This is a genomic window from Citrobacter sp. LJND-P06 (assembly GCF_058188415.1).
This window is the reverse complement of sequence record NZ_CP187317.1, coordinates 1,726,515-1,739,181: the sequence shown is the minus strand read 5'-3', so window position 1 is coordinate 1,739,181 and position 12,667 is coordinate 1,726,515. Positions and strand designations below refer to the sequence as shown.

General features: G+C 52.1%; 13 protein-coding genes. 6 read left to right on the top strand and 7 right to left on the bottom strand.

Annotated elements, in window-relative coordinates; translation table 11 throughout:
• The 5 genes from pduT (at window position 1) to ACO7SM_RS08265 (ending at window position 3,520) form a co-directional block, all read left to right on the top strand.
• Entirely contained in the window at window positions 1-555 is a 555-nt protein-coding gene (pduT, locus tag ACO7SM_RS08285; RefSeq protein WP_490470427.1) for a propanediol utilization microcompartment protein PduT, read from the top strand.
• Complete coding sequence (gene pduU, locus ACO7SM_RS08280) at window positions 555-905, top strand: propanediol utilization microcompartment protein PduU (RefSeq protein ID WP_192612689.1); 351 nt, start codon at window positions 555-557, stop codon at window positions 903-905. The genes pduT and pduU overlap by 1 nt, the downstream gene beginning before the upstream one ends.
• A 4-nt stretch (window positions 906-909) precedes the next feature.
• Window positions 910-1,362: a propanediol utilization protein PduV gene (gene pduV, locus ACO7SM_RS08275; protein WP_490470426.1), complete on the top strand. Its 453-nt coding sequence runs from the start codon at window positions 910-912 to the stop codon at window positions 1,360-1,362.
• Complete coding sequence (locus ACO7SM_RS08270) at window positions 1,347-2,561, top strand: acetate/propionate family kinase (protein ID WP_490470425.1); 1,215 nt, start codon at window positions 1,347-1,349, stop codon at window positions 2,559-2,561. The genes pduV and ACO7SM_RS08270 overlap by 16 nt, the downstream gene beginning before the upstream one ends.
• A 92-nt stretch (window positions 2,562-2,653) precedes the next feature.
• Entirely contained in the window at window positions 2,654-3,520 is an 867-nt protein-coding gene (locus ACO7SM_RS08265; protein WP_490470424.1) for an L-threonine kinase, read from the top strand.
• Window positions 3,521-3,553: 33 nt separating this feature from the next.
• Here ACO7SM_RS08265 and ACO7SM_RS08260 read toward each other — a convergent pair whose 3' ends face one another.
• The 7 genes from ACO7SM_RS08260 to phsA all read right to left on the bottom strand — a co-directional run bounded on the left by ACO7SM_RS08260 (window position 3,554) and on the right by phsA (window position 10,805).
• On the bottom strand, window positions 3,554-3,889 hold the full coding sequence (locus tag ACO7SM_RS08260) for a DUF496 family protein (protein WP_162379907.1): 336 nt from the start codon (window positions 3,887-3,889) through the stop codon (window positions 3,554-3,556).
• 172 nt (window positions 3,890-4,061) lie between these two features.
• Window positions 4,062-5,120, bottom strand: coding sequence for an FUSC family protein (locus ACO7SM_RS08255; protein WP_490470423.1), 1,059 nt, complete (start codon window positions 5,118-5,120; stop codon window positions 4,062-4,064).
• A 135-nt stretch (window positions 5,121-5,255) separates the two neighbouring features.
• Window positions 5,256-5,726: a DNA gyrase inhibitor SbmC gene (gene sbmC / locus ACO7SM_RS08250; protein ID WP_490470422.1), complete on the bottom strand. Its 471-nt coding sequence runs from the start codon at window positions 5,724-5,726 to the stop codon at window positions 5,256-5,258.
• 122 nt (window positions 5,727-5,848) lie between these two features.
• A complete protein-coding gene (gene dacD, locus ACO7SM_RS08245) occupies window positions 5,849-7,021 on the bottom strand; it encodes a serine-type D-Ala-D-Ala carboxypeptidase DacD (RefSeq protein WP_490470421.1) in 1,173 nt (390 codons plus the stop codon).
• A 150-nt stretch (window positions 7,022-7,171) separates the two neighbouring features.
• On the bottom strand, window positions 7,172-7,939 hold the full coding sequence (gene phsC / locus ACO7SM_RS08240; RefSeq protein WP_490470420.1) for a thiosulfate reductase cytochrome B subunit: 768 nt from the start codon (window positions 7,937-7,939) through the stop codon (window positions 7,172-7,174).
• Complete coding sequence (gene phsB, locus ACO7SM_RS08235; protein WP_490470419.1) at window positions 7,936-8,514, bottom strand: thiosulfate reductase electron transport protein PhsB; 579 nt, start codon at window positions 8,512-8,514, stop codon at window positions 7,936-7,938. Before phsB ends, phsC begins: the two co-directional genes overlap by 4 nt.
• A gap of 14 nt (window positions 8,515-8,528) precedes the next feature.
• On the bottom strand, window positions 8,529-10,805 hold the full coding sequence (gene phsA, locus ACO7SM_RS08230) for a thiosulfate reductase PhsA (protein ID WP_490470418.1): 2,277 nt from the start codon (window positions 10,803-10,805) through the stop codon (window positions 8,529-8,531).
• A gap of 398 nt (window positions 10,806-11,203) precedes the next feature.
• Here phsA and sbcB point away from each other — a divergent pair, with 398 nt between their 5' ends.
• Entirely contained in the window at window positions 11,204-12,628 is a 1,425-nt protein-coding gene (gene sbcB / locus ACO7SM_RS08225) for an exodeoxyribonuclease I (RefSeq protein WP_490470417.1), read from the top strand.
• The last annotated feature ends 39 nt before the right edge of the window (window positions 12,629-12,667 follow it).

Genomic DNA, 12,667 nt, shown 5'->3' with positions numbered 1-12,667 from the left:
ATGTCTCAGGCAATAGGTATTTTAGAACTCACCAGTATCGCTAAAGGAATGGAATCAGGCGATGCGATGCTGAAAAGCGCCAACGTGAATCTTCTGGTCAGTAAGACAATCTGCCCAGGCAAATTTTTACTGATGATCGGCGGTGATGTAGGGGCGGTGCAACAAGCCATTGCCACCGGTTTATCACTCGCGGGTGACATGCTCGTCGACAGTCTGGTGTTACCCAATATTCACGCCAGCGTCCTCCCCGCTATCAGCGGACTGAACAGTGTTGAGAAGCGCCAGGCCGTTGGGATTGTAGAAACGTGGAGCGTGGCGGCATGCATCAGCGCCGCTGACCGTGCGGTCAAAGCCTCAAATATCACGCTGGTTCGGGTACATATGGCATTTGGCATCGGAGGCAAATGCTACATGGTCGTCGCGGGCGATGTGTCTGATGTTAACAACGCCGTTACCGTTGCCAGTGAAAGCGCAGGCGAAAAAGGGCTGCTGGTCTACCGCTCAGTGATTCCACGTCCACATGAAGCCATGTGGCGCCAGATTGTGGAGGGATAATGGAAAGACAACCCACGACGGATCGTATGATCCAGGAATATGTCCCTGGTAAACAGGTCACGCTGGCGCATCTGATTGCCAATCCGGGCAAAGATTTATTCAAAAAACTGGGGCTTCAAGATGCCGTATCTGCCATCGGTATTCTGACCATCACCCCCAGCGAGGCCTCCATTATCGCCTGTGATATCGCCACCAAATCAGGAGCCGTAGAGATTGGTTTTCTCGACCGATTCACGGGAGCCGTTGTGTTAACGGGCGATGTTTCTGCCGTTGAATACGCGCTGAAACAGGTCACGAGAGTACTGAGTGAAATGATGCTTTTTACCTCATGTCCCGTCACCCGGACCTGACACCATGAAGCGCATGATGCTTATTGGCCCCAGCCAGTGCGGTAAAACGTCACTCACGCAATGTTTACGTGGTGAGAAACTTCATTACCAAAAAACGCAGGCCATCGTGTGGTCCCCGGACACGATTGACACGCCAGGCGAATATCTTGAAAACCGCTGTCTTTACAGCGCGCTGCTGGTGAGTGCCTGTGAAGCGGAAATGATTGCCCTGGTATTGAACGCCGATGCCCCCTGGTCGCCCTTTTCACCCGGGTTTACAGCGCCGATGAACCGACCCGTCATTGGCATCGTTACCAAATCCGATTTGGCAAACGCGTCGCGGATATCAACCGTACAGAGCTGGTTAACCCAGGCCGGGGCTGAACACATCTTTACCACTAGCGCAGCGACGAATTCAGGCGTCGATGAAATGTTTGATTTTTTGACCGCAAAGGAATCTTCATGTCTCACAAAATAATGGCCATTAACGCAGGCAGTTCATCGCTAAAATTCCAGCTACTGGCGATGCCGCAGGGCACGGCTATCTGCCAGGGTTTGATTGAACGTATTGGTATGGTTAATGCGCAGGTCACAATAAAAACGCCCGCGCAAAAATGGCAAGAAACATTGCCGATGGCAGACCATCGTGAAGCCGTTGCGTTGCTGCTGGAGAAGCTCATTGATTATCGAATTATCAACACATTAAATGACATTACGGGTGTTGGCCATCGCGTCGCCCACGGTGGCGAATCGTTTAAAGATTCGGCGCTGATCACGGATGAAACGCTGGCGCAAATAGAACATCTTGCTGAACTGGCTCCGCTGCACAATCCGGTCAATGTCATTGGCATTAAGGTATTTCGGCAATTGCTCCCCAACACGCCGTCGGTGGCCGTCTTTGATACGGCTTTTCATCAGACACTGGATGAACCCGCCTATGTCTATCCCCTACCCTGGCGCTATTACGCTGAGCTGGGCATCCGTCGTTACGGATTCCACGGCACCAGCCATAAATATGTCAGTGCCACGCTGGCAGAAAAAATGGGGGTTCCGCTCGGCGCGCTACGCATTGTGAGTTGTCATCTCGGCAACGGCAGCAGTATTTGTGCTATCAAAGGCGGGTTGTCCGTAAACACCTCTATGGGATTCACGCCACAGTCAGGCGTTATGATGGGAACCCGCAGTGGCGATATCGACCCGTCTATTTTACCGTGGATTGCCCAACGAGAAGGTAAAACACCGCAGCAACTCAATCATTTATTAAATAACGAGTCAGGCTTGCTGGGGGTTTCCGGAATATCCAGTGATTACCGCGATGTTGAACAGGCCGCTGATGCGGGGAATCGACAGGCAGCACTGGCGCTCACCCTGTTTGCCGAACGTATCCGCGCCACGATAGGCAGCTACATTATGCAGATGGGCGGACTGGATGTTCTCCTGTTTACCGGTGGGATTGGCGAAAACTCCGCTCGTGCCCGGTCAGCAATCTGCCATAACCTGCATTTTCTTGGGCTGGCGATTGATGAAGAAAAAAATCAACGCAACAGCACGTTCATTCAGACAGACAACGCGATGGTCAAGGTGGCGGTGATTAATACCAATGAAGAACTGATGATTGCGCAAGATGTTATGAGAATTGCGTTAAGCGAAACGGCTGCTTTTTGCATACCTGCGTAATAAAGCATCACCACAAGTTGCGGCAAATCAAGGTAATAGCACGATCAGCATGACACTATGCGCCGAGAATTGCTCATCAGAAAGGTGAATACATGGCTGTAGCACAATGCCCGGCGTCATGCGGTGAACTTATTCAGGGTTGGATTCTTGGCAGTGAGAAGCTGGTCTCCTGCCCTGTCGACTGGTACAGCACCGTCGAGGTGAGTTCAGGCTCGCCTCTGGTGGATGAACGTTCGCTTTCACGCGCGATGGTAGAGCGAGTGCTTGCGCACTTTGACTACCCTGCCCACTGGAGCCAGGAAATACGGGTGGATGTCCACTCCACCATTCCTGTCGCCAAAGGAATGGCCAGCAGCACGGCAGACATCGCGGCAACCGCGCTTGCCACCGCGCACCATCTGGGCCACACGCTGAATGAATCCACCCTTGCGCAGCTTTGCGTGTCACTCGAACCCACCGACAGCACCGTTTTCCGCCAGCTTACACTTTTTGATCATAATGATGCGTCAACGCAGATCGCCTGCGAAGCACAACCGCATCTCGATCTTTTAGTGCTCGAAAGCCCGGTGACTTTACGTACGTCGGATTATCACCGTATTCCCCGCCTTGATCGTTTACACGCTGGCGCAGCAGCCTTGCAGCAGGCCTGGGAAAAAGTGCAGGAAGCATGTGTAACGCAAAATCCGCGACGAATGGGAGAAGCTGCAACCCTGAGCGCCATCGCCAGCCAGATGTTACTGCCAAAACCCGACTTCAATACCTTGTTATCGCTTGTTGAAGAGTGCGATTTATACGGCGTGAATGTGGCGCACAGTGGCAGCGTAGTCGGTTTGATGCTCGACCGGGAGCGTCATGACGTCGATTACATTCAATGGACGCTTGCAGAAAGAAAACTGACGAGCCATTGGCCAGAACAGCATTTGCTCAGAATGGTAAACGGTGGGGTTGAACTGCAGTGAGAATCGAACCGCGATCCTCACTGCGGTAACGCATTATTCTGCTTTTGCGTCAGGGTTTTTCATTTCACCCATAGCTTTGAGCTTTTTAGAAATGTCGCGACGTTCTTTGGAGATTTCTGCGTTTTTGATGATGTAATCATCAACGCGATCTTCATAGTCGGTTTTCATGCTGGCGATAATGCCCTGGATCGCTTCAACGCTCATACCAGGTTTGATGTAGTCGCTCAGGTTGTCCAGCAGCAGCACGCGCTTCTGGTTGTCACGGATCTTTTTCTCAACGTCCTGGATTTCACGTTGCAGCTTGTTCTTACGGCGAAACAGACGAACAAATTCCAGCACGTCCTGGAAAGAAGGCTTGGTAGTTTCCATTTTTACACCCCTGATAATGTGAGATTCGGATTCGTTTAAGCAACCGCGACAAGTAAGGGTCAACATTACTTTTAGCCGTTGCAGATGACAATGGTTTTATCCTTTTTCCGTATCATACCCTTATTCCTTGCTGAATCGAAGCAGCAGTAGAATCATTCACCTTATCTGCTCTTTATTTGCGCAATGCGCGACAGATCAAATGCGAGAGTAGCTCCAGTTGGCGCGCGGTTTCCATGCTTAGCCAAACATAGCCATGAATGGGGATTTCAGCCACACTGTCGCTACGCTGTTCATTAATCAGTTGTCGAAGTTCCGCTACAATGTCGTTCAGCGCCCCGGTGTTTGCCTGCACGGGCTGCGGGTTTCCTTCATACAACGCATGGGTAATCGTCAGTAGCGTTTGCTGGATCCGGTGTTGTGTTTCGCGCAGCGTATGGGCATTCAGCATCACGAAATGGCTGGTGCGCGATGCCCAGTGTGCATTAATTTGCAGCTCGAGCATGCAGACCAGATTGCGGTTAATCGTTTGAATTGCTTCAAATATCGATTTATGAATATGGGTTTCTTTACTGGCGGGCGTGATCAGGGCGCGCATTTTCACAACGTCCCCAAGTAGCTGCTGAAAGTGTTTATCCAGCCGGGGACGTTCAAGCAAGTTAGGAGAAAGTGCCGCCTGATAGAGTCGGTTATAAGACGTGACGCACTGCGCCAGTTGGATCCGCCAGTGTAAAAACGCCCGCTGCGGCCAGATACCGGTAAACAACATCGCCAAAAGCGACCCCAGAATCACATCGCCGCCTCGCCATAATGCCGTTTCCATATCGCCTGCTGGCGCCCCTACCACCACGGCCAGGGTGATCCCTATCAACAACGCCTGATACGGTTTTTTGCCGAGCGCCAGCCACCCGCACAGGAACATCGCCACCGCGCACCAGACAATCATCAGCGGTAATGAGAAAAGCTCCAGGCGCAGCGCCACCAGTCCCAACGCCGCGCCCAGAATCGTACCGCCGATACGTTCAAAGGCCCGGGGCACCACGTTACCCCAAAAGGAGATCGGCCCCATAATGACCACCAGCGTAATAAGCGGCCACGTGCCTTCCGGGATATGGAATAGACGAACAAACAGAAACGTGAGAATAAATGCCAGCGCAATGCGAATACCATGCACGACGCGGTAGTGACGATATAAACGAATTTCAAAGGGGCTCAGCGACTTATCAGTACGCACTTTCGGCTCCATCTGGAAATCACAAAGAACGCATTGTACCTGCTTTTTCACTGAAAACATCACTGCGACGGACGTTCTTATCCAGCATGAACGATTCTCACGATCGTCCGCGCAGTCACGCCTAAAACAGCAAAATTACACCTTCGGTTGTACCGGGATGTACATTTCAATATCCCAGTACCCGTCTTCTGCCCCATTGTTCAGATAGCGTTCAAAACACGGTTTGCCGGAGAGCTGGTAGCGGCTGTCCTGCAACACGCTATTGAAAAACTGATACCACGGCGTCGCGAAGTCGTTATTTTCAACGCGAGTGGTAGCAACAGCATATTGACCGCCCACAATTTCCGTGAGGATCACGCCTTCGCTGTTTTCAGGTAGCGTGAAATTAGCCGGTACTGAAACAACCGTATCGCAACGCAGTTTCTCCGCCGGAACTTCATCAGGGTTATCGTAGTAGACGGCAATCCATTCCTGCGGCACGATCTGGTTTCCATCAACCCACATCATCAGTTGTTCAAAACCTTGTTTTACCGTTTTTTCCCACGGCCCAACCATGTGAAAACCGGCGATCCGGCGTTTCTCTGCTTGTCTGATCTCGTAATTCATAATGCCTCCATCATTATACTGTTGTTATATACAGTATAATTGACATCTAACAACCACAAGGAAAGAGTGATTATTATGTGAGCAGACTCGCACTCTCGCCAGTCTACCCGGCAATAATTCCGTTATGCCTTATGGTGAAAATAATCGCTCAGACGCGAAAAAATGCCGCCTTCCTCAACGGACTCCAGCGTCACCAGCGGCCAGTGCGCGACCAGTTTGTCCCGATCGTAGAGTTCAATTTCGCCAACCCGTTGATGCGCGGCAATGGGTGCAACAATCTCTTTTCCATCAAGTACATATTTTGCTTTGATATGAGGAACTTCAGCTTTCGGAAGCGCCAACCAAAAATCCTGCTCAGTGCCTAATGCGATGTTCTCTTTGTCGCCGTACCAGATACGCTCGCTACCGACTTTCTTCCCACTTTTTAGAATTTGTACGGTGTCGAAGTTCTGTTGCCCCCAGTGCAACAGTTTACGGGCTTGATCTTCGCGGCCTTTCGGGCTTTCAGCTCCCATCACCACCGCGATAAGACGGCGCTGCCCATCCACCGCAGAGGCAATAAGGTTATATCCGGCGCCCGAGGTGTGTCCGGTTTTAAGACCATCAACGTTTAGCGTTTTATCCCACAGCAGGCCGTTGCGGTTTTGCTGCGTGATGCCATTCCAGGTGAGGCTCTTTTCGCTATACATATGATAAAACTCAGGTTCGCCATGAATTATCGCCCGCGACAGTACCGCAAGGTCATACGCCGAACTGTGCTGACCCGGCGCATCCAGCCCGTGTACCGTTTCAAAATGCGTATCCTGTAAATTTAGCTTTTGCACATAGCGATTCATCATGGCAACAAACTGCGGCTGCCCCCCGGCAATGTAATCCGCCAGCGCCACACAAGCATCGTTGCCTGAATCAACGATCAGCCCGCGACTTAAATCATGCACCGTGACGCGGTCGCCCTCTTTTAAGAACATCAATGAGGAACCCACAAACACGGGATTGTCTTTTGCCCATGCATCACGCCCAACCGTCACAATGTCGTTGCGGCCAATACGATGGCTGTCGATGGCGCGGTCAACCACATACCCGGTCATCAGTTTGGTCAGGCTGGCGGGGTTACGCTGCTGATGTTCATTATTGGCGGTAAGAATCTGCCCTGTCGTGTAATCCATGAGCACCCACGCCCCTGCGTCAATGGCTGGCGGCTGGGGGGCAAAGTCGGGAGTATCCGCAGCAAAAGCAGATGAGAGGTTGAACGCAAGCAGCGAAGCGGCAATAAACAAACGGGATTTCAACAGCATGTCCTCAGAAAGAGAATTATTTGCTGTTCTTTTTACGGAAGTTCTGGTGAACAAACATGAAAAAATTGCAAGAAAATGTGACTCAAAGCACATTTCCTTGCATGATTTTAACCCACCGCGCCTGTGTTCCGGGTTTCAGCGCGGGGAAAATTATCCTTTACGCGGTGAAGATTCCGCATGATGACTGCGATGGCGGTGATAACCGTCTATCATGCTGCGGAAAATTTGCCCAGGTGTGTCACCGAGCGTGCAAAGGTAAATATGTGCGCAAATAAACAGCAGCCCAACAACGGCTAGCGCCATATGTAGCACCAGCATGACCGGCCCCGCCCCCATGACTTGCGGATACAGACACAGAAATCCGCTGATGATCAACAAGGGTACGAGCGCATACATGATGGCCAGATACGCCAGTTGCTGTAGCGGGTTAAATTTGTTTTCCGTCGTGGCGGCATAGGGGTGCGCTTCGCCACGCATAATGCCGCACAGGTAAAAACGCGTCTGTCGCAGACACCGCATGACCAGTCCGTTGACGTTCACCTTGTAGTGATGTCCGTTACCGCCGAATGCGTTAATGAGGATGAAGCCAATCCAACATGCCGCCAGTGCAAATCCGCACACGGTATGCAGTTTCACCATTAATGCCACGGGGCCGATTGAAAAATGGCCAAACATACCGCTGAGCAATAGCAGGACAAAGAGCAGCGCATTTCCCCAGTGCCAGCGGCGGATCGCCAATGAATAGAGGTAGTCACGTTGCTCTTCCCCTTTCGCCGTTTTCGGTGCAAACATGGCACGTAACAGCGCATGCGCCGCAAGTGCCGCAAGCAGCATCAACACAACGCCCCCCGCGCAGACGAGCCATAAAGGCCAGTAATCCGGCGCGTAGTTTAGTTCGGCTCCCCAGATGGTATTCATACTTTACCCTCCTGATGTATTTCCTTGCGCCGGTATAAACTGACCGCGCCACTGCGTTCTTCCTGCTGCCGGTACACCTCTTTTTGGCCGATCCAGTGTTGGATCTCCGGTTCATCGAGGCGACCAAATTTAAGCGCATCCGTCGGACACACAGAGACGCAGGCGGGTTGTTGTCCCGATTCCAGACGCGTATCGGCACAGAAGTTACATTTATCGGCAATCCCCGTTTGGGGATTCAGATAACGAACGTGGAACGGACACGCAGCAACACAATAATCACAGCCGATACAGCGCGATTTATCGACCTGCACGATGCCGTTTTCATCACGGAATGACGCGCCCGTTGGGCAGACCGTAACGCAGGGAGCATCTTCGCAATGCTGGCAGGAGACGCGGATAAAACGAAAATGTTCCAGCGTGGCAGATTCCGGGTCAGGCGTTCTGATCTGCACCTGAACGCGGCTAAATCCCTCAGGGACATCATTAAGCACCTTGCAGGCCACCGTGCACGCCTGGCATCCAATGCAGCGTTTTTCGTCATGCAACATGACATAAGAATTCGTCGGTTGATTCATGCTTTTCTCCCTCCTCATGCCCGGCTAAGCGTGACGCCAGCGGTATGCACCACCGTGCCAGAAACCGGACTGGTCACATGCGGCAGCAAATTTCCGCAGTGAATGCCGTGCGTTGTCGCGGCGGTTTTCGCCCCAGCCTTCGCCCCAAAGCCCATGTAAACAAACAGCGTATCGGGTCGAATGCCTGCCGTGACCAGCGCTTTCCCTTTTTCTTTGCCGGTTGCGTTTTCCAGCCAGACCTCGTCCCCGTTGCGGATCCCCTTTTCACGGGCTGTTTGCGGGTGGATCCAAACGGCGTTATCCCACATCAACTCACTGAGTAACGGGACATACTGCGTCGCGCCGTTGGTGTGTACGGCAACCTTGCCCTGAATAAAATAGAGTTGGTCGTCTTTTTTAAGCGCGATATGGCGGGCCTGAGGAACCCCGTAGCCTGGCAACAGGGCTTCCAGCGCTTCAGAGTACAACTCGATTTTGCCGGACGGCGATTTGAAACGTAGCTGGTCGCTATAGGTTCCTTCACTGTCTGTTGCCATAGCGCCAGGAAAACGCGTGACAAACTGACTAACGGATTCTGGCTCCCGCAATAACAGCGGCACGCCCCATTCCCGATAGCCTTTCTGGCGCAATTCCGCCGACAAACCATGATCGCCATTGAGCTGATACAGTTGGCGCGTCTGCATATCCTGCCAGGGGTAGTACTGACCCAGGCCTAACTGCACCGCCAGCTCTTTCCAGATTTGCCAGCTCGGACGCGCCTCGCCGATGGGATCCACCACCTGCTGGCGCAATGCGTAAGCGGGATTTAGCCCAGACATGTCAGAGACTTCTTCATCACGCTCAAGATAAGTGCATTCCGGTAACAGATAGTCTGCGTAAGCCGCGCTTTCACTTAAGTAAACATCGCAACTGACGACCAGATCCAACTGCTCCATGGTTTTCACCAGATCCGGTCGACAGGTGACGGTTTGCAGAGGGTTGTGGCGGGACATAATCCAGCCCTTCACCGGGTACGGCGTCTGTTGTAGCACCGCGTCGATCACGCTTTGGACGACGCCACCGCCGGCCGCGATAAATTTGAATTGCGGCGCGACTAAATCAATGCGTTGCGCCTTTGGCTTGGGCATATTTTTGACGTCAGGTTTTGCCAGCACCGGAGCGACGGTTTCGCCTGCCAGTTTGTTATACGTTGCGGCCCCTTTTTTCTGATACAACCCGCCCTCGCGCTCAATGTTTCCGAGCAGCACGTTCAGGGTAAAAATCATGCGCCGCATGTCGATCTCTTCTTGCGAGAAGGTTGCGCGATGGCCGGGGCTGACCATGGCATGCGGCGCGCAGGCGGCAAGCTCTCGCGTGACCCGCATAATGACATCGGCAGGCACGTCGGCATGTTGTTGTGCCCACGCCGGCGTAGTCTCTTTCACCGCATCCGCCAGTTGTGCGAATCCGCTGGTGTAACGCTCAACAAAGGCGGCATCGTAGAGATTTTCGTTGATCATGACGTGGCACATCGCCATCAACACCGGTAAGTCACCGCCGGGGCGAATCGCATACCACTCATCCGCTTTGCTGGAGAAAACGGAAAGACGCGGATCGAAGCTGACCATTTTGGCCCCCTTCTCCTGCGCGGTCATCAATTCATGGGTGTCCGCGACTTCAATTCCCTCATACAAATTATGCCCGAATGAGATCATGTAGCGGGTATTGGCGATGTCCATCGCCAGGTCTCCACCCATCATTACTTTTGCCGCGATGGATTTTCCGGCAGGACAGGTTGAGGCATGTGTGAAGGTATTGGGAGAGCCGAAGGCAGTAGCCAGATGAAACAGATGACCTGAAAGCGAGCCGGACTTGGACGAAAATACGACCCCTTCCGGCCCATGTTGCTGTTTAATTTCCGTCATTTTTTCAGCAATTTCTTTATAGGCCTGCTGCCAGCTAATGACCTGCCATTCACCGCCACCGCGAGGGCCGGTACGCTTCATGGGTTTCACAATACGATGGGGGTCATTGACCAGGCTGACACCGCTGCCGCCCCGGGCGCACACTCGCGTTCCCTGCTGGGGCGCATGAGGATTACCTTGTATAAAAACCGTTTTATTTTTAATGACCTGTGCCTGAATCGGACACCGAAACGAACACATTTCGCACAGACTGGGCGTCAGGGATGTTTTGCCGCTCACCCCCTCTGTCGGATTGCGCGCCAGTGCTCCGGGTGCAAAGCCACCGATGGCGCACGCGGAACAACTCAACCCGACGCCTTGCAAAAAACTACGCCGACTGATGCTCATATAACCTCCTGTTATTAGATATATCCAATAATTATATTGAATATATATCGTAAGTTTATGTCCCTACTCACAATTCATAACAGAGGGCAATAAAATAGACAAATAGCCAAAAATTGTTACTTATCAAAAGATTCCGAATACAGCCTAATAATGACAGTTCGCGCAGAAATAACCTCCGTGACTGTCGTCAACCTGGCGCTAATTTATATCATTGCCCTGACTCACTCTATTAAAACAGAGGTAAAAGCCCGCTAAGGTAATTCTGCATTCGCTGAAATTTAATAATAAGCCAATTAATTCGCATTCGTTATTCAGGCAAAACACCGCTCTTGCTGATTACCCGGTCGTTTTTTGTTACTCTTACCAGAGCGAAAATTGAAACCGGGTACAACTCCACAATGAATGACGGCAAGCAGCTTCCTACCTTTTTGTTCCACGATTACGAAACATTTGGTACACACCCCGCACTGGACAGGCCCGCACAGTTTGCCGCGATTCGCACCGATAGCGATTTTAACGTGATAGGTGAGCCGGAGGTGTTTTACTGTAAGCCTGCCGATGATTACCTCCCGCAACCGCAAGCTGTGCTGATAACCGGCATCACGCCTCAGGAAGCGCGGGAAAAAGGGGAAAACGAAGCCGCGTTCGCTCAACGAATTCACGCCCTGTTTACCGTGCCGAAGACCTGTATCCTCGGCTACAACAACGTCCGTTTTGATGATGAAGTCACGCGCAATATTCTGTACCGTAACTTTTACGATCCCTACGCCTGGAGCTGGCAACACGACAACTCGCGCTGGGATCTGCTGGATGTGATGCGCGCCTGTTACGCTCTGCGCCCGGAAGGGATTAACTGGCCCGAAAACGAAGACGGGCTGCCCAGTTTTCGCCTTGAACATTTAACCAAAGCTAACGGGATTGAACACGCCAACGCACACGATGCGATGGCCGATGTTTATGCGACCATTGCGATGGCGCAACTCGTAAAATCACGCCAGCCGCGTTTGTTTGAGTACCTTTACACCCACCGTAACAAACATAAGCTGGCCGCGCTGATTGATGTCCCTCAGATGAAGCCACTGGTTCATGTCTCCGGTATGTTTGGCGCCTGGCGCGGCAATACCAGTTGGGTCGCCCCGCTGGCCTGGCACCCGGAAAATCGCAATGCGGTGATTATGGTGGATTTGGCGGGTGATATTTCCCCGCTGCTGGAGCTTGATAGCAATACCCTGCGCGAACGGTTATACACCGCCAAAGCCGATTTGGGCGATAACGCTGCGATTCCCGTCAAACTGGTGCATATCAATAAGTGCCCGGTTCTGGCGCAGGCCAATACGCTGCGCCCGGAAGACGCAGACCGACTGGGCATTAATCGCCAGCAGTGCCTTGATAATCTGAAAGTGTTACGCGAAAACCCGCAGGTACGCGATAAAGTCGTGGCGATATTTGCAGAAGCAGAGCCGTTTACCCCTTCGGATAATGTTGATGCACAGCTTTATAATGGCTTTTTCAGCGATGCGGATCGTGAAGCCATGAAAATTATTCTGGAAACGGAGCCGCGCAACTTACCCGCGCTGGATATCACTTTCGCCGATAAGCGTATCGAAAAACTGCTGTTTAATTATCGCGCGCGTAATTTCCCTGGCACACTGGATGAAGAGGAACAACAGCGCTGGCTGGATCACCGCCGTCAGGTTTTCACACCCGAGTTTTTGCAACGCTATGCAGATGAATTGCAGATGTTGTACCAGCAGTATGCTGACGATAGCGGGAAGCAAACGTTACTGAAATCACTGTGGCAGTACGCCGAAGAGATTGTTTGAGAACCGAATAAATCCCTGACTACTGACATAAAAAAACCG